At 68.1% G+C, this 16,695-nt stretch carries 15 protein-coding genes and 4 pseudogenes; 7 read left to right on the top strand and 12 right to left on the bottom strand.

Annotation, left to right across the window (positions count from 1 at the left end; all coding sequences use genetic code 11):
• Positions 1 to 90: 90 nt before the first annotated feature.
• The 6 genes from AB0G13_RS04915 to AB0G13_RS04890 form a co-directional block, all read right to left on the bottom strand.
• The gene (locus AB0G13_RS04915; protein WP_357868989.1) at positions 91 to 1,347 is read right to left on the bottom strand and encodes an amidohydrolase; all 1,257 of its coding nucleotides are present in this window, start codon (positions 1,345 to 1,347) and stop codon (positions 91 to 93) included.
• On the bottom strand, positions 1,344 to 2,342 hold the full coding sequence (locus AB0G13_RS04910) for an aldo/keto reductase (protein WP_357868987.1): 999 nt from the start codon (positions 2,340 to 2,342) through the stop codon (positions 1,344 to 1,346). The genes AB0G13_RS04915 and AB0G13_RS04910 overlap by 4 nt, the downstream gene beginning before the upstream one ends.
• Positions 2,343 to 2,474: 132 nt before the next feature.
• A complete protein-coding gene (locus AB0G13_RS04905) occupies positions 2,475 to 2,834 on the bottom strand; it encodes a hypothetical protein (protein WP_357868984.1) in 360 nt (119 codons plus the stop codon).
• 45 nt (positions 2,835 to 2,879) lie between these two features.
• Positions 2,880 to 3,698, bottom strand: a complete 819-nt coding sequence (locus AB0G13_RS04900) for a MetQ/NlpA family ABC transporter substrate-binding protein (RefSeq protein ID WP_357868982.1) — start codon at positions 3,696 to 3,698, stop codon at positions 2,880 to 2,882.
• Positions 3,699 to 3,740: 42 nt separating this feature from the next.
• The gene (locus tag AB0G13_RS04895) at positions 3,741 to 4,403 is read right to left on the bottom strand and encodes a methionine ABC transporter permease (RefSeq protein ID WP_357868979.1); all 663 of its coding nucleotides are present in this window, start codon (positions 4,401 to 4,403) and stop codon (positions 3,741 to 3,743) included.
• Positions 4,403 to 5,365: a methionine ABC transporter ATP-binding protein gene (locus AB0G13_RS04890; protein ID WP_357868974.1), complete on the bottom strand. Its 963-nt coding sequence runs from the start codon at positions 5,363 to 5,365 to the stop codon at positions 4,403 to 4,405. Before AB0G13_RS04890 ends, AB0G13_RS04895 begins: the two co-directional genes overlap by 1 nt.
• Before the next feature lie 311 nt (positions 5,366 to 5,676).
• Here AB0G13_RS04890 and AB0G13_RS04885 point away from each other — a divergent pair, with 311 nt between their 5' ends.
• Entirely contained in the window at positions 5,677 to 7,737 is a 2,061-nt protein-coding gene (locus tag AB0G13_RS04885) for an FAD/NAD(P)-binding protein (RefSeq protein ID WP_357868971.1), read from the top strand.
• A 1,227-nt stretch (positions 7,738 to 8,964) separates the two neighbouring features.
• Here AB0G13_RS04885 and AB0G13_RS04880 read toward each other — a convergent pair.
• Together AB0G13_RS04880 and AB0G13_RS04875 are read right to left on the bottom strand one after the other, a co-directional pair.
• Entirely contained in the window at positions 8,965 to 9,792 is an 828-nt protein-coding gene (locus AB0G13_RS04880) for an alpha/beta hydrolase (protein ID WP_357868968.1), read from the bottom strand.
• A gap of 47 nt (positions 9,793 to 9,839) precedes the next feature.
• On the bottom strand, positions 9,840 to 10,505 hold the full coding sequence (locus tag AB0G13_RS04875; protein WP_357868965.1) for a DUF4097 family beta strand repeat-containing protein: 666 nt from the start codon (positions 10,503 to 10,505) through the stop codon (positions 9,840 to 9,842).
• Positions 10,506 to 10,750: 245 nt separating this feature from the next.
• Here AB0G13_RS04875 and AB0G13_RS04870 point away from each other — a divergent pair, with 245 nt between their 5' ends.
• The 3 genes and pseudogenes from AB0G13_RS04870 to AB0G13_RS04860 all read left to right on the top strand — a co-directional run.
• Positions 10,751 to 11,506, top strand: a complete 756-nt coding sequence (locus AB0G13_RS04870) for a helix-turn-helix domain-containing protein (protein ID WP_357868962.1) — start codon at positions 10,751 to 10,753, stop codon at positions 11,504 to 11,506.
• Between the two features lie 137 nt (positions 11,507 to 11,643).
• Positions 11,644 to 11,769 (top strand): annotated as a pseudogene (locus tag AB0G13_RS04865) (ADP-ribosylation/crystallin J1); the annotation flags it as partial.
• Positions 11,770 to 12,010: pseudogene (locus AB0G13_RS04860) on the top strand (transposase); the annotation flags it as partial.
• Between the two features lie 144 nt (positions 12,011 to 12,154).
• Here the strand turns inward: AB0G13_RS04860 and AB0G13_RS04855 are convergent.
• Together AB0G13_RS04855 and AB0G13_RS04850 are read right to left on the bottom strand one after the other, a co-directional pair.
• Positions 12,155 to 12,859, bottom strand: coding sequence for a carbonic anhydrase (locus tag AB0G13_RS04855; RefSeq protein WP_357868960.1), 705 nt, complete (start codon positions 12,857 to 12,859; stop codon positions 12,155 to 12,157).
• 946 nt (positions 12,860 to 13,805) lie between these two features.
• Positions 13,806 to 14,171 (bottom strand): DUF4259 domain-containing protein, encoded by a 366-nt coding sequence (locus tag AB0G13_RS04850; RefSeq protein WP_357868957.1) that lies wholly within the window; start codon positions 14,169 to 14,171, stop codon positions 13,806 to 13,808.
• 69 nt (positions 14,172 to 14,240) lie between these two features.
• Between AB0G13_RS04850 and AB0G13_RS04845 the strand changes: the two are divergent.
• The 3 genes and pseudogenes from AB0G13_RS04845 to AB0G13_RS04835 all read left to right on the top strand — a co-directional run.
• A pseudogene (locus AB0G13_RS04845) lies at positions 14,241 to 14,438 on the top strand (IS3 family transposase); the annotation flags it as partial.
• A 109-nt stretch (positions 14,439 to 14,547) separates the two neighbouring features.
• A complete protein-coding gene (locus AB0G13_RS04840; protein ID WP_357868995.1) occupies positions 14,548 to 14,832 on the top strand; it encodes a hypothetical protein in 285 nt (94 codons plus the stop codon).
• A 218-nt stretch (positions 14,833 to 15,050) separates the two neighbouring features.
• Complete coding sequence (locus AB0G13_RS04835) at positions 15,051 to 15,383, top strand: hypothetical protein (RefSeq protein WP_357868954.1); 333 nt, start codon at positions 15,051 to 15,053, stop codon at positions 15,381 to 15,383.
• Positions 15,384 to 15,484: 101 nt separating this feature from the next.
• On the opposite strand, the pseudogene AB0G13_RS04830 reads toward AB0G13_RS04835, so the two are convergent.
• A pseudogene (locus tag AB0G13_RS04830) lies at positions 15,485 to 15,604 on the bottom strand (IS5/IS1182 family transposase); the annotation flags it as partial.
• 135 nt (positions 15,605 to 15,739) lie between these two features.
• Positions 15,740 to 16,438 (bottom strand): MFS transporter, encoded by a 699-nt coding sequence (locus AB0G13_RS04825; RefSeq protein WP_357868951.1) that lies wholly within the window; start codon positions 16,436 to 16,438, stop codon positions 15,740 to 15,742.
• Positions 16,439 to 16,695 lie beyond the last annotated feature (257 nt).

Here is a 16,695-nt window from a genome sequence, read left to right as displayed (position 1 = left end):
TTCCTCGACGGTCAACTCCAGCGGCACCAGCTTCGGACCACGACCATCACCCACACGGACAAGCTACCAGCGAATTAACGACTCAGGACACTAGGACGGAATGTCGAGACGGGTGCCGAAAGCCGCGAGCGCGGCGCGCACCCCCGCGGGGATCGCGTACTCGGGCTCCGGGGCGAAGTGCGGCGTATGGTTCGACGGCATGTCGCCGGGTGCCCGGCCGGGGCGGTAGGCGCCGAACATCCAGAAAACGAGCGGCACGCCGATCGCGTCGGCGAGCCAACCCACGTCCTCGCTGCCGGTCGCCCGCAGGTCGCGTGCGACGTTGTCCGACCCGAAGACGGCATCGAGGGCCGCCGCCACCTCGCCGGCCTGCTCCGGCGCGTTGAAGCACCGGGGAAAGCGGCTGATCTCCTCGATCGTCGGCTCGGGCGCGCCGCTCGCGCTCGCCTCGGCGGCGATCATGCGCCGGACAGCGGAAAGTACGGTCTCCCGCGTCTGGGCATCCGGCGTGCGGATGTTGAGCGAGAGGGTCGCCTCGTCGGGAATGATGTTCTCCTTGGTGCCGGCGTGGAAGGTGCCGACGGTGAGCACGGCCGGAGACCCGGGTTCCACCTGCCGGGAGACGACGGTCTGCAGGCGGGTGACGAGGTGGGCACCGAGCACGATCGGGTCGATGGACTCGTGCGGGCGGGCCCCGTGTGCGCCGCGTCCGCGTAGTCGCACGCGCCACGAGTCGCCGAGGTTCATGACGTTCCCGACGCCGATCCGCACCCGGTCGCTCGATAGGGATGTCACGTGCTGCGCCAGCACCGCGTCGGGACGTGGGGCCTTCTCCCACAGCCCGTCGTCGACCATCGCCGCCGCCCCAGCGGCCGTCTCCTCGGCCGGCTGGAAGATCCACACGACGGTGCCGGCCCAGGCGGCCCGGTTCTCGGTCAGCACGCCGGCGGCCGCGAGCGCGACCGTCATGTGGAGGTCATGGCCGCAGGCATGCATCACCCCGGACACCGATCCGTCCGTCAGTCGGCCCTTGTCGGTGCTCGCGTAGGCCACGCCCGACTCCTCTTGGATCGGAAGCCCGTCGAGGTCCGCGCGGTATGCCACGACGGGTCCTTCCCCGTTGCGCAGGATGCCGACGACGCCCGTACCGCCGCACCGGAACGTCTCGATGCCCAGTTCGACGAGTCGCGCCTCGACGAACTCGGCGGTCCGGTGCTCCTGTCCAGACAGTTCGGGATGGGCATGCAGGTGGTGATAGGCGGACAGCGACGGGGCCAGCCGTCTCCCGCTCCAGAGCCGGCTCAGGACGGCACCTGCGGGGCCCGCCGCCCGCGCCGACCGGTTCACGCCGTCACCGGGGCCGCAGCCTCGAAATCCTGCGCCAGCTCGTCGAGGACGGCCGTGACGCTCGCGTCGATGTCGAGTCCGGCGCCCGCGATGATGTCGTCCAGATGCGACTCGCGCCGGATGCCGCAGATGACGTTGACGGCATCTGACGACGCGAGGAGGTAGGCGATCGCCAGCGCACCGGGAGTGGTGCCCAGGGACGAGGCGACGGCGGTCAGTCCCTCGACGAGGTCCATGGCCGCTCCGAAGCGGTCGCCGAACAGCGGGTCGTCACGCCGGGAACCTGCACGCGCCGGCGGCGTGGACCTGGTGAATGCGCCTGTGAGCAGCCCGTTCGCGAGGGGTGAGTAAGCGTGCAGGGACAGCCCCGTCGACGCGCACAGCGGCAGGATGTCGTCGCGTACCCCGCGGGCGAGGAGGCTGTACCTGCGCTGCACGATCTCGATCGCGTCGTGCGCGAGGTAGGTCTCGACGTCCTCCGGAGGACAGTTCGACGCCCCGATCGTGAGGATCTTCCCCTCGTCGCGCAGCTCGATGAGCGTCGCGATCGTGTCCTCGATCGGCGTCATGAACGGCGGCATCGCCGGGTTGTGGGTGTAGTAGATGTCGATGCGGTCGGTGCCGAGCCGGCGCAGGCTCTCCTCCACCTCGATCCGGATGGTCCGCGGACTGAGGTTGCGCTTGACGGCGTGCCCGTCCCACGTGAAGCGGTAGCTACCCTCGTCGTCGCCCCACCACAGCCCGCACTTGGTCGCGACGATGACGTCGTCGCGACGACCGCGAATGGCCTCGCCGATCACTTCCTCACTGTGGCCGAATCCATAAACCGGTGCAGTGTCGATGACGTTGATACCACGGTCGAGGGCGGCGCGTACGGCGCGGACCGACACCGCGTCGTCGGCATCCGGGTAGCGGAAACCGCCGCCGATGCCCATGGCGCCAAAGGTGACCACGGACGCCTTCAGCGAGCTCCGGCCGATCGGGCGGTACTTCATGCGATATTCCTCTCGAAATTACTCGACCAACGAGGTGGGTCGGCCGTCAATTGGGCTGGTGGGGCTGCGGCGCCTCATCCGCATCGCCCAATTGACGGCCGCCCTACTCAGCAACGGCACGGTCGGCCGATGTCAGGTCATGTCGAGGCGAAGAACCCCGCCGACTCCGACGTCTTCGGCGGCATGCTCCTTGATGATGACCACCACCTTGACGATGTCGCCCCAGTCATTGGCCTGGACGACATCGTTGAGCGCCTTCACTATCCGTCGCTTGAGCTCCACGCTCTTGCCGGGTGCCGTGTACAGGAAGAACGTGATTTCGTAGCCGTCCTTCACCGTGCAGTTCTCGTGTGGCAGCGGCACGAGGTAGACGCTGCGCATGTGCGGGGGCAACTCGAAAGCTGTCTGCGCCGCACGCCCGATTTCGTCGACAAACGTGGGGAGATCGACCTTGTCGAGCGGGAGATCGGTCATGCCGACGATGCTGACCATGGTGTTCCCTTCCTGGGGGTCGTGGTCCGATGGGCTGGCGAGGACTCAGGGCGTCTTCTTGAGGCCCTTGTAGGTGTTCGCGATCCAGCTCTTGTAGTCCGTGGACTGCATGTACGAGACCGCCACGTCGAGCCAAGCGGTGTTCTCGTAGCCCTCCTTGACGACCCAGAGCGTGCCTCCGTAGGTGCCGTAGACCTCCGGCGTCTCCTCGTAGAGGGCCTTGATCGAGGGGTCCTTCATCAGGTGGACGGTGATCGACGGAGCGGTCATCGCGTCCAGGTCGGGGAACGCTGCGGCCTTGCTGCGCGGGTTGACCTCGACCCAGCGGAGGTTCTTCGGATTGGCGGTGACGTCGAGGATCGTGGGTGCCTCGACGCCCTTCGCGAGCTCGATGAGGCCGTTGGCGGCGAGGAGCTGAAGCTCACGGGCGCGGTTCGCGGAGTCGTTGGCGATGCCGATGCGTGCGCCGTTCGGGAGAGCGTCGGCCGAGTCGTGCTTGCTCGAGACGAACTGCACGGCCGTGGTCTGCAGCCAGGGACCGTAGGTGACGAGCGATGATCCGTTGCTGTCCTTGTAGCTCTTGAGGTAGTTGGCGTTCTGGAAGAAGTTGGCGTCGATGCTGCCGTCCTCGGTGGCCCGATTCATGGCGATGTTGTCGTCGAACACCTGGACCTTCATCGTGTAGCCCTGCTCAGCCAGGTGCTCGGCCACGAAGGTCAGGTCGGGCTCCTCGCGGGCGAGTACGCCTATCGTGACTGTCTTGCCGTCGCCTCCGGAGTCGGAGCCGGACGAGCAGCCCGCGAGGGACACGCCCAGGGCGACGACGACGAGAAGCGGGATCGCTCTCCTGAGAGGGTTTCTCATGGGGGTGCTGCCTTTCGTGCTGGGCGAATGACGGGGGCTGGGTTACCGGAGTTTGCGGTAGAGGGCGTTGCCGCCGAGCTGAATGCCGATCACCATGACGACCAGGATCGCGACGGTGCCGTACATGATTTGGTCGTTGAAGTTCTGGTAGCCGTAGGTCAGGGCGACGGCACCCAGGCCGCCGGCGCCGATCGTGCCGGCCACCGCGGTGAAGCCGAGCAGCGAGATCACGCCGAGCGTCATCTGCGAGATGACCGCCGGTACCGACTCGGTGACGATGACCCGGAAGGTGATCTGCCGGTCGCTCGCGCCGAAGGATCGTGCCGCCTCGATGAGGCTCGGATTGACCTCCTTGAAGGCGCTCTCGAGGAGCCGTGCGATCAGCGGGCTGCCCGCGAATGTGATGGCGAAGACCGCCGCCCACACGCCGATCGACGTGCCGAGTACCAGGCGGGTCAGCGGGATGATCGAGATGGCGAGGATGATGAACGGCACCGACCGCAGCATGCTGATAACGGTGCTCACGATCTCGTGAACCGCCCGGTTCGGTCGGAGCCCGTGCGTGTCGGTCGTCACGAGGACCAGTGCGAGCGTGAACCCCACAAGGGTGCACGTGACGAACGAGCCGAGCAGCATGATGATGGTGTCGAGCAGCCCGGGCAGGATGATCCGCTCGAAGAGCTCGGAAAACTCGTACTGGTACATCAGATCTCCTTCCAGGCGGCCCCGAGAGCGGTCAGGCCGTCGCACACCGCGCGAAGATCGGCGTCGGCGACCTGAAGCAGGAACGATCCCGAGACCTGGTCCCGGTAGCGGTCGAGCCCGCCCCACGAGATCTCGAACGGCACGCCGGTGCGGATGGCGAGCTGCGACAGCAGACTGGTCCCCGCGGCGTCCCGCTGGACGACCCGGACGAGCGAGGTGCCGGGCGCGACTTCCGGGCGACGCCCCGCGTCGCGAATGAAGTCCCCCAGCAGTTCCGGGTTCTCCAGGAAGAAGTGCTCAACGGTTCCCTCCGCGCGCAGGCGCCCGTCGCTGAGCAAGCCCATCCGAGTGCAGACGGACTTCATGACCGCCACCTCGTGAGTCACCACGACGATCGTGAGGCCGAGCTCGCCGTTGATGCGCTTGAGGAGGTCGAGGACCGCCTCGGTGATGTTCGGATCGAGCGCGGAGGTGGCCTCGTCGCATAGCAGGATTGTGGGATCGTTCACCAGGGCCCGCGCGATGGCGACCCGCTGCTTCTGCCCGCCGCTCAACTCCCGGGGCAGCGCCTTGAGCTTCTCACCGAGTCCGACGAGCTCGAGGAGATCGCGTACCTTCCGGTCGGCTGCTGATCTGCGTACGCCCTGGCACTTGAGGGGGAAGTACACGTTGTCGTAAACGTTCTTGCGCTCCATCAGAGAGAACTGTTGGAACACCATGCCGATTCGGCGGCGGAACTGTGGAAGGTCCCGATCGCTGATGGCACGCACGTCCGTGCCGTCGACGATGAGGGTGCCGCTGTCGATCTTCTCGAGCCGGTTGATGCACCGCAGCAACGTGGACTTCCCTGCGCCGCTCACGCCGACCAGGCCAAATATCTCCCTCTGGCCGATCTGCAGGTTTATCTCGTCGAGCACGACGTGATCGCCGTAGGACTTCTTCAGGTCGCGGAACTCGATCACCGTCGCTGCGCTTCCTTCCCGCGCTCATTTTAATCTCGACACAATCCGAAAAATGGCAGGCGACAACGCGCCGGTGTGGCAACGGAGAGTCGACCGCCGGCATAACGGTTGGTTGTGCCGGCACCGAAGCGCCCCGGGGGGTTGGCCTTCACCCAGCCGGCCCTCGACGTTGCCGGAGAGCACCGGGGGGATTGCCCACGTCGTCCGTCCCGCCAGCGTCACGCCGCAGCACTGCTCGCGTGTGACGGATGACCAGCAAGTTCGCCATGCCGGGAACCCTACTAAGCCTAGCGGCCAGGTAGGGTATCTTTGTGACCCGATTCATAGGCATTCATCCAATATGGACACTCCGCCCCGCCCGCCCCGTCATCGCACTCATCGGCGCGGGCCCCCGTGGGGTATCGCTGCTCGAGCGAATCGGTGCGAATCTCGCGGACTTCCCCGATATCGACCACCTCGATATTCATGTCATTGACGACACGCAGCTCGGCGCGGGCCGTATCTGGCGTACCGACCAAACGCGCCAGATGTGCATGAACACCCTCGCGGGGGCCGTGACGCTTTTTACCGATGACACCGTGACGATGGCGGGCCCGGTCGTACCCGGACCCACGCTGTTCGAGTGGTGCCGGCTCGCACTCGATGCCGCGCACCCGTCGCCGCCGTCGGCGATTCAGGTGACAGACATCGATCCGGCCCACCGGGCCGCGTTCGCCTCCGTTGCCGTCCGCCCGGGCTTCGTCGACGACTACCGCGACGAGCTTGAGGCGATCACGGTCGCAACCCATCCAAGCCGGGCACTCTATGGCGAGTACATCCGCTGGTGCTTCGAGCGGGCACTCCACACCATGCCGGCGCGCGTGAGCGTTGCCACCCACCTGGCGCGAGCCGTCGGCATACGCGAGGACGGCGGGCGCCAGCTCATCGAACTCAGCACCGGTGCGGTGCTCGCGTGCGATGCCGTCGTGGCCGCGACCGGGTGGCTGCCGCGCGACCACACCGACGAGGAGCACGGTTTCCTGGCGGTGCTGGCCAGGCATCCCGAGATGATGTGGGTACGTCCCGACAACCCGATCGACCAGGCCCTCGGGAGTGTTCCGGACGGGGCGACCGCGATCGTACGCGGGCTCGGGATGGGCTTCTTCGACGCGATGACGCTGCTGACCATCGGTCGCGGTGGGCGATTCGTCGACGACTCGCTGACGCGGGCGGGCGTGCGCTACGAACCGTCGGGACGCGAACCGAAGATGTACGTCACCTCTCACCGGGGCGTCCCCTACCGGGCGAAGTCGCTCTACGGCTCACTGCCACCCTCGCCACCGCAGCGTTACCTGCGGTCGGTCGACTGGTCGACGATCCCACGCCCCATCGACTTCGACCGTCAGCTGTGGCCGCTCATCGTCAAGGACGCATTCGTCGACTACTACGAGACGCTTCACCGCGTGCGCCCCGAAGCGTTCGCCGCCCCACTGACCACGGTCCTCGCGACGATCGTCACCACCGAAGGCGTGCCGTCGGCACTCGACGCCGCGATAGCGCCACACGTTCCGGACGCCGCGGACCGCTTCGACCTGCCGGCAGCGATGTCGCCGGTCCGCGAAGCGTTCCCCAACCCCGAGACATTCGCCGCCTGGGTCGCCGACTACATAGGCGACGACCTCACCGAGTCGGCGAAGGGACGGGACAGCGCCATCAAGGCCGGACTGTGGTCGATCAGCGCGGCACGACAGCTGGCGAACACCATCGGAACGTTCGGTGGCTTCGACGCCGAGTCGCGCGCGAACGGCTTCCGCACCCTGCAAGCGTTTGGCGGCATGGTCGGCAGCGGCCCACCGGCCTTTCGCAGCCGGCAGTTGCTGGCCCTCGTGGACGCCGGTCTCGTCAGGTTCATCGGCCCCGCGGCGCTCGTCGTCGCCGACGACGAACTCGGCCTCTTCCACGCCGAGTCGCCCGCCGTCGCCGGTTCCGCCGTGACCAGTCCCGTGCTCATCGACGCGTGGATGCACTCGCACGACATCACGGCCAGCGCCGACACCCTCACCCACTCGCTCGCGGCGGCGGGCCGCATCCGTCCATTCAACGTCTGCGGACGGGACGGACGTCGGCACCCCACCGGCGGATACGATGTCGACCCCCAGACGGGGCTACTGGTCCATCCCGACGGCACGCGCGACGCCGCGTTCCACGTCGCCGGCATCCCCCTTGACGAGGTGATGGGCAACACGATCATCAGCCCGATGCCGCGCACCGATCCCACGATGCTGCGTGAGACCGACCGCGTGGCCCGTAGCGCCCTGCGGGTGGCGGCCGATGCCGCCACTGCCGTCCGTACGTCGAGGGAAAGCCAGGTTTCGCCGATGTTCAACGGTTGACAATGGCGCCTCCGCAGCTTCCGACTTGAACTGGTCGAGGAGCAGCGTCACTCCGGTGGAGAACAGCTCACTGACCGATTTTCGGGTCAGACAGGGGTCGATAATCCAGTCGATCAACTCTGGCACCCACTCGACGTACTCGACCTCGGCCCCACCAGGATGCCGGGCGTACAGGTAACGACCGGTCGGGCTGGTCGCCACCGGGGTGGTGATCCCGCCGCCCGAGGCGACCAGCCTGGCGACGACCGCGTCTAGATCCTCGACGATCACGGTGGCGGAGGCGTGCCCGTAGCGGGCCTGCTCCTCGGGTGGGCGGGCCGTCTGACGTACGGGCACCCTGCTGTTCCCGGACTGCTCCCCTGCCACCATCGCCGGGAGCACCGGGAGCGGTGTGCCGACGAATGCTGCATGAACGGATCAGCCGCTTCGGCGGTTACCCCACTGGCGCGGGCCCTGGACCGAACCCCGGCCGTCCAGGCGCTGCCCCTTCCCAAGCGGTTGAGGCGAGGAGGCCTTGCCTTTCGCGCGTCGGGCAGCCCGATTTGTGTAAGCGGCGGGCTCGTCGGTCTCGGTCTCGGCGGTGGTTGGCGTGTCGGTGTTCTCGGCGTGGGCGTCTTGAACAGGCTCAGGCTCCGCCATCGGGATCTCCCTGGATTCGTGGGGTGCCCTACGGACCATCGCCAGCCGGTGAACGCGGACTGGTCGACGACGGTGTGGGCGTCTTGACGGTATCGCAACGCCGAGCCCGTGTGACCGACGGTCCGTGGGCCCGCGCGGGTGCCATCCGCCATTAGTACTCCAGCCGCACCTGATGAAGTCGGTGTCTTCGCTGGTAGTGGGCTGTTCTGGCGCGGTACTGGTGTCGGCGTCGCCATCGCGACCATCGATGTATGTCGTCGATGGGTCGGATGGTGGTGATCAGGTGTGCCAGCAGACGGCGGACCTCGCCGAGGACGGCAACCGGATCCCCGACCGCCTCAGCCGACCGTTGCAGATCGCCCGCGTTCACACCTTTCATGCCACTCGTTGATGGCCGTCTCCAGATTCGACTCCGTGTCCACCCGTGGATGCGAGACGCATACCTATCGCAGGCGACGTCGACAACTTTCGTGCCGGCCGCCGCGAGGTGCATGTCAGGGCAGCGAGGGTCGGAGCGTGGCGGTGCCCAAACGTCCCGGCCTTCGCTGTCGTCTGCCCGGCCTGCGCAGGCGGCTGACCGGTGATGGCTCAGCCCTCCTGTCGGTCGTGGCCAGCGATCTCGCGCACGGCGGCCGCGACGGCGCGGAAGTCCTTCCTGAGGATGGCGCCATGGTTGCTGGCGACCTTCGCGCTGATCCGGATGTTCGCGTTGCGCACCGTCACCGCCTCGAGGCTGGCGCGGATCTGCTCCTGCTCGTCGCCCTTGCTCCCCAGCGACGTCCCGGAGGCGACGACGTACCGCACCGGCACGGTGATGGCATCCAGCACCGGGCCCAGCTCCCGCTCGCGGGAGAGCTTGCCGAGCTCGATGTTGCTCTCGGCCTGCTGGGCGGCGTTCATGCGCGGCGTCAGTCCGGTCGGGCGCATCAGCATCGTGATCGGACGCATACGCCGGAACAGCGTGCGGATCCGCTCCTCCATCGCGTCGTCCAGCCAGTCGTGCGGGAACGCGCCGTCCACCAGCACGGCCCCCAGGGCACAGTCCGGGTTCCGGTGGGCCCAGTGCGCTGCGACGACCGCGCCGTAGGACCAGCCGGCGAGCAGCGCCCGCTGCACACCCCGCGCCGCGAGAACGGCATCCACGTCCCGGACGGCAGCCTCGAACGAGTAGTCCGCCGATCGCTTGGACTTCGTTCCGCGGGCCCGCTCGTCGTAGGTGATGTGCCGCCAGCCCGGGCCCAGGTCCGCGATGACCCGCCGCCAGTACCCCTGGGTGGCGAACTGGCCGTTGAGATACAGCACCGGGATCCCCGGTCCGCCGGTGTCGGTGACGGCCAGGGCCGTGTCGTCGACCGGCACCATGCCGGTCCATGTCGTGGTCGTCGTGCTGGCTGCGAGTGCGCCGCCGTTCGTCATGATGTCCCCAGATCTTGTCGGTGTCGTCGGTGTGCTGGTCTGGGTGGTCAGAGGCTGCGGGCGTCGATGTCGCCCCGGGTGGTGGTCGCCTGGATCTCCAGGTCGGCGGTGCCGCCGGTGTTGGTCAGTGCGTTGCGGATCCGGCCCATGCTGGTGCCGGCATCCAGGGTGGCGGAGACTCCGGCGGCGGCGCCGATGGTGATGTCGCCGTCCTGCGTACGCAGTTCGAGGGCGCCGCGCACGGCCTCGGCAATGCGGATGTCGCCCTGCATGGTGGTGACGTACGCGGGACCGGTCAGGCGACCGATCGCGACCGATCCGGCGCTGGTGGCCAGGTGGGCGCCCGCAACCTCGTCGAGCTTGATCTCGGCCTGCGAGCCGTCGTAGGAGACCTCGCCGAGGCGGCCGACGCCACGCAGTTCGGCCGCGGCCGCCTTCGCCTTCAGGCGGGAACCGGACGGCAGCTGGATGCTGACCTCGACGGTTCCGGAGGCACCGAGGATCTGGGGCTTGAGCGGGGTCGTGACTCGAAGGACGCCGTCGGCGTATTCGACTGTGGTCTGCCGGGCCGCCGTCACGTCGCGGTCCTTGGCGGCGTCCGCCGGCAGCACCTCGACCGTGGTATTGGCGCGGTCGGCCGCGATGAGCTGGATGCGTCCAGCCGGAACGTCCAGGACGGCGGTGATCGGGGCGGGGGTGTCGAACTTCTGCATGTTGCCATCTCCTGAGCTGGGCGGTGATTGCTGTTTCCGGCAGATGAAACGCTACGTTGCATTCCGCTAGCACACAACACCGATGTTGCATCTCTGCCCGATTCTCGCTGCTCAAGTGCTATTAGTCGGTGCAACAGCTATGCGCTGAACGCAACGTGGTCGGCGGCGCGCGTTGCAATGGGTCAAAAGTGAACGCTATGGTGGGACGCGCGGGGACCACCACGAGGCACACCAAGGAGATCGCCATGCCAGGAGGACGCCTCACCAAGCAGGAGCGTCAGCAGATTGCGCTGGGGTTGGCCGACAGCCTCTCCTACGCTGAGATCGCCCGCCGCCTCAACCGTCCGACCTCGACGGTCACGCGCGAGGTGATGCGCAACGGCGGCCCGACGGGCTATCGCGCCGATCTGGCCCAGCGCGCCACCGAGCGCCGCGTCCGCGGTCGCCGGCCAGCCGCACCGCGCGGGTCGGCGCAGGTCTCACCGCAGCCTCACGGGCGCGATGCCGAGGCCGTGGCGGATTTCGAGGAAACCCTCACCACCGTGCTCATGGCCTCAGGACTGCCCAAGATGCCTGCCCAGGTGCTGACGTGCCTGTTCACCACCGATGCGGGCAGCGTCACCGCGTCCGAGCTGGTCCAGCGTCTCCAGGTCAGCCCCGCGTCCGTCTCCAAGGCGATCTCCTTCCTCGAGGGCCAGGGCCTCGTCCGCCGGGAACGCGCCGCGGGGCGTCGTGAGCGCTATATCGCCGATAACGACGTGTGGTACCAGTCGACGATCGCCAGCGCGCGCTTCAACGACCAGCTCGCCAAGACCGCGCGGCAGGGCGTCGGCGTCCTCGGGTCCCACACCCCGGCAGCCGCGCGCCTCGAGAACATCGCCCGCTTCCTCGACTTCATCAGCGAGAGCATCGTCCGCGCCGCCGAGCAGGCGCGCGAGGTTCTGCACGCCCAACCCGGTCCGGCGACGGGCGACGCCCGACCGGAGCCACACCGCGGATAGACACGTATGTCGTCGATGACCCAGAACCGTGTCCGGACTGCCTTTCCCAGACCAGCGAGCCGCACTACATGGATCCAGCACCCGCGACGATTCGAGCCGTCGCCTGCCGTCAACAACCTGATGGCCAGCAACAACTATGGCGGGCTTGACCACCACGCCTGCCGGACCAGCCGATCTTCTACCCGGTACTCGACCGCTGGTACGCCACAAAGATCGCCCGCGAGTGGAACGTCCCTACCGGTGGCATCGGCTACGTGACCCGTGAGATCTGCAAGGTCATCTGCTCAACCAACGCCATCGAATCGCTCAACGCCCGCTACCGGCGGGCCGTGAAGGCCCGCAGCCACGTCCCCAACGAACAGGCCGCGTGTCTGTACCTGGTGAGCCGGGTCCCTGGACCCCACCGGAGCAGGCAGGACCCGGTGGACGATGCGCTGGAAGCCCACGTTGAACACCTTCGCCACCACCTTCAGCGACCGCTTCCCAGCCGCTGAAACCTACTAACCAAGATCGCCGAAAACACCGTTAGCCAGACCGGCCCGCCGGCGGGGACGCGCCTACGCGCTGACCGGGCCAGCTGCGGGCGTGTCCGCAGCTGGCCCGGTCAGTTCGGCGTGCCGGTGCCGTCAGGTCGGGCGCCGACCGAGGTCAGTCCACCAACGTAACCTGCCCGTTGTCCAGGTCGTACCGGGCGCCGACCACCTTCAGCGCGCCCGCGTGCACCCGCTCGGTGATGATCGGACTGCGTGCGGTCAGCGCCTGGACCTGAGCTCGGACGTTGGCGCGGACGCCGTTGTCCACCTCGTCCCCGGGCTGCCCCAGCACCGGCTCCACCACCGGCCGCAGGCTCTCGACGATAGTGGCGATGTGACCGGGGGCGGAACCGCCGGTACGGATGGCGTCGATGGTGGCGGTAATCGCCCCGCACCGCTCGTGGCCGAGCACGACGATCAACGGGCTGTGGAACTCCTCCACGGCGAACTCGATGCTGCCCAGCAGCAGGTCGTCGACGATGTTCCCGGCCACCCGGTTGTCGAACAGGTCGCCCAGACCCTGGTCGAACAGCACCTCGGGGGCGACCCGGGAATCGGCGCAGCCGAGGGTGATGGCGAACGGGTGCTGACCAGCGGCCAAGCGGCGCAGGTCGGCCAGGCTCTGGTGCGGGTGCCGGCTGTGCCCGGTGATGAATCGATGGTTGCCGTGACGCAGCCGCTGCCACGCCTCGGCCGGGGTGACGACGGGCGACTGGCTCGGGGCGGCCGCCGCCGGCCGGGAGGCGGCGAGGCCGAGCGCGACAGCGGTGGCCCCGCCGGTGGCCAGCAGCGACCGACGGGACACGAAGTTTCGCTCCACGATGATCTCCTGAGGTGAGGTACTCGCCCGCTTTCTACCACCGTCGGGAGAGCCACTGTGTCCCTTTCCCGACCCGGTCCGTTGCGTCACAACAGCGCGCTGCCCGCCCGGCCTCGGCGGGACGCAAAACGCCGGGTCCGCGTACCGGCCCCCAGTTCCGCGCCGCGCGCAGAGCGGCGGTCAGCCGGCGGCGGGCCGGTCGGCCCCCGGGCGGGGCCCGGACCCTGGTCCGCCTCGTCGGCCTGGACCAGCCGTCGCAGCCCTGCCGCCCGCACCCAGGGTCGCCATCCGCTCCCGGTACGACAGGACGTCCAGTTCACCGAGGAGTCGCCTCGTCGATCTCCGCATGGCGCCCATCGTGTCTGGCGTCCGACCCGGGCGCCGACCGGTCGACGGCAGCCACGCGGGTGCGGGGCCGGGCCAGCTGGGCGGCGCGTCGGCTCAGCGACTCCACCCGACGGGCCACCCCGTCCAGGGGGCGTCGTCCCGGTCCCGCGCCGACGTCACCGTGTCGAGCAGGTCGGTGTGGTCGGTGACCGGTGCCGGGTAGTCGCGTACGAACCCCTTGTGGTCGGGGCGATGACCCGACGGCAGGCTTCGGCGGCTTCGTCGATGTCGAGCCCGAGCAGCGCAAGGTTTCGACGAACTCTGCCGCCAGCTTGCCGGCGGCGTCCCAGTGTGGGTGGCGCTGTTGCTGGTCTTGATGACCGTCTGCTTGCCCACTTGCGTTCCGGACGTGGCGTCCGTAGGTCCGTGGTGGTCGCGTCCCGCGGAGTGGTGTAGAGCCGTGAGTCTCTGCTCGTCCATTTAGTTAGCAGCTCAAATCCACATGTTGTTGCCGCTGCGGGGTGGGTGCTCGCTCCGTGGCTTGCCGGGAGCAGTCGGCCGACCCGGCCCCATCGTGACGCGTCGCGTCACCGGCTCGAGCCTGCCGGCCGCCAGTTGCCTACTCCTTCGCCAACTCGGCGAGCTGGTCGAAGGTACGTACGAGGGTCGCGCGCCGCTGCTGCTTGTATTCCGGACCGGGCTCCAAGCCGTCGATCGTCTGGTCCCAGACGGCCAGGTATCTGCTCTTCCAGCCGGCGATCGTCGTCTGGTCGGGCAGGCTGACCCCGACGTAGTTCTGTCGTGCGATGAGGTGCAGCAGCTCCAGGTTGCAGGGCACCGCGACGCCCCAGTACTCGTCGGGCTCGATGCCGACCGGGTCGCCGGACATCGCCTCCGTGACCTCGGCGATCAGCCGGTCGGTCAGGCCCGACAGGTGGTCGGCGGCCGTGTCGTCGTCGAAGTTTCCGCTGCCCCAGGTGCCCACTGATCCTCGCCCTCCCGGCTCCGAACGTCCACCGCATTGAAGCAGGCACCACCGACACCGCCCGGCAGGATGTTCGGCCACCCGCCGGGCACCGTTTCGGAACGCCACGACCAGCACCGGGCCGAGGTCACCCGGCAGGCCTGGTCGGAACACCGCGGCGTCTACGGCGCCAGGCGGCTCACCGGTGAGTTGCACGAGCGCGGACACCGGTGCAACCGCAAGGCGGTGGCCCGACTGATGCGCCTGGCCGGGATCGAGGGCGCCCACCGGCGCAGGCGTGGCAAGCCCCGCCGTAAGGCCGCAGCGACCGCGACCGCACCGGATCTGGTGCAGCGGCAGTTCACCGGCATGGCCATCCAGCATCGCCGACCCGCCCGTGAGCGACGATGCCCCGTCCATGCCGGCGGAGCTGATGGCTCACGCTGCGGACGCCCGGGCCCGGTTGGCCCGGTTGTTGGCCAAGTACCAGCGGGAACGCCACCCCGGCGACGCCTCGAACATTGACCGATACCGCGGCCGCCCGGTGGCGGGCGAAGTCGACCTGCTGGGCCACGACGCGGTCGGTGTGTACGAGGTGCTGGTCGAGGCCTCGCACTACGGACATGAGGACCTCGACCGCGTCAAGAAGCAGTACGAGGCCGCGCTCCAGCATCTCTATTAGGCCCTCCCTCGGGTCCATGCGATGCGCCCCAAAGTAGAAAGGTCTGGTGGTCACCATTTACGACAGGCTCGGCCGCTCCCTCGACCACGTGATCGACTTGTCCGCCCAGGCTCTCTCGGCGTCCGGATCTGCCGTGACCCGTGCGCTACAGCGTCATGCGGGGAGGGCAGGCGGCGTCCGGACTGGCCGATGAGCGGTCGTTTGGGCAGGATGTGCGCATGGGGAAGGAGACCGACAGCGCACGTGAGGTTCGCCTGATCTCTCTGCTGGAGGACAGCGTCAGGACCGAACTACAGGTGACGAACTGCATGTCGGGGTTGGGTCTCAGCGACGCCACGATCGAACGGCTGATGGAAGGTGTCACCTCTGGACTGCTGTACGCCTTCAAAGTGGATTGGTCGCCCGACTGGGTGAAGCCTGGGCAGGTGCACGCATGGGAAGAAGGCGGGACACATTTCGCCCGGTGTTCTGGGTGCCTGCGAGATTCTCCCCCTGCTGACAGCCGTGCGTCAGCCGAGGACTGGGCGCGTCAGCACGAGACTCTGCACTGACGGCACCATCCGCAGGCAACGCTGAGCGTGCGCGACACGGGATCCACTAAAGATGGCCGCAGTACAGAGGCATCTGGGTGGCGGGCGTTTTCGGTGGCTTGAAGGACGAGGATGGCCTGCACGATCGGGGTAGCCCGGCGGGGGCAGCAGCGTAGTTTGGTCAGGATTTTCCAGGTCTTGAGGGTGGAGACGGCGCGTTCGCCGAGGGCTCGGATCTTGGCCAGCATGATCTGCATCGCCATGATCGACTACCTCACCAAACGCGTCACCGGCGAAACCACCCCAACCTGGTGAGACGACTGAAAGCAGCATCACTCACGAAATTCGTAATTCAGACGCCCTCCAAGTTGTTCAGGTCAAGTTGACGGATTGTCAGCGTGCTGGCCGCCGACCCGGGTCTCGTCGGGAAGCAGCGTTGCCCCGGCGGGCGCGGCCGGCGGGCTCGGCCGGGACAGACGCACGGCCCACATCGCGATGCCGCCCGCTATAGTGCCGGCCAACGCGAGCACGACCACCAGCACGTCGAACAGGAACACCGACCGCCAACTCAGCGCCTGCGCCACCACGCCGCTCGCGGCAGGCCCGAACAGCAGAGCAGCACCGAGCGCGACGCCGAGCACCAGTCGCGCCCGGGAACGCCAACGGCCCAGCTGACCGGAGAGGGCGAGAGCGACACCGACTACGATTCCGGCACCCAGCCCGCCAACCACCCGCCCAACCGCCATCAGCGCCGCCCCCGAGGCGAGCGCACTCACCACGCACCCAACGGCCAGGAGCACCAGCGCTGGCACCCCGGCTGCCGTGGGCCACCGCCGCCCGAGCAGATAGCCGGGCACGACCAAGGCCACCGTCGCCACCACGCCCGGCGCAACCACAGTCGCTGCCATGGCTGCGGTGGAAAGCCCGAGATCACGCCCGATCGCGCCACCCAGCGGGCCGATCGGCGCGGTGAGCAGTCCGGCGGCGACCATTGCACCAAATGCCGGACCGGCAAGCGACCAGAGCGGGCGGACCACCGGCGGTCGGGCTGGGGCAGGGTATCCGGGTGAGCTCATCCGCCGAGTGTATGCACCGGGCGAAGCAGCCTGGAACGGATCGGGTTTGGGCTTGTTTCACCGAACTGCCCATCACAGGGCGGGTGCGAGTCCCCAATATCCGGCACCCTGAGCGGCGAGCGGTTGAGCTACAACGCGGTCCAGCTGGCCTGCCTCGGTTGTTCCTGCTCGTGCTCCTGAGCCTGCCCAAGCTTCTGTCGCCCCTGATGCGTCACCCCTGGGCGGTCGGTGTTCCCCTGGGCGCCCTGGCGCCCCCT

The sequence above is a fragment of the Micromonospora sp. NPDC023633 genome (assembly GCF_040640035.1).
Taxonomy (GTDB): domain Bacteria; phylum Actinomycetota; class Actinomycetes; order Mycobacteriales; family Micromonosporaceae; genus Micromonospora.
Note: the sequence above shows the minus strand (reverse complement) of the source record. Positions and strands in the feature narration are given on the sequence as shown.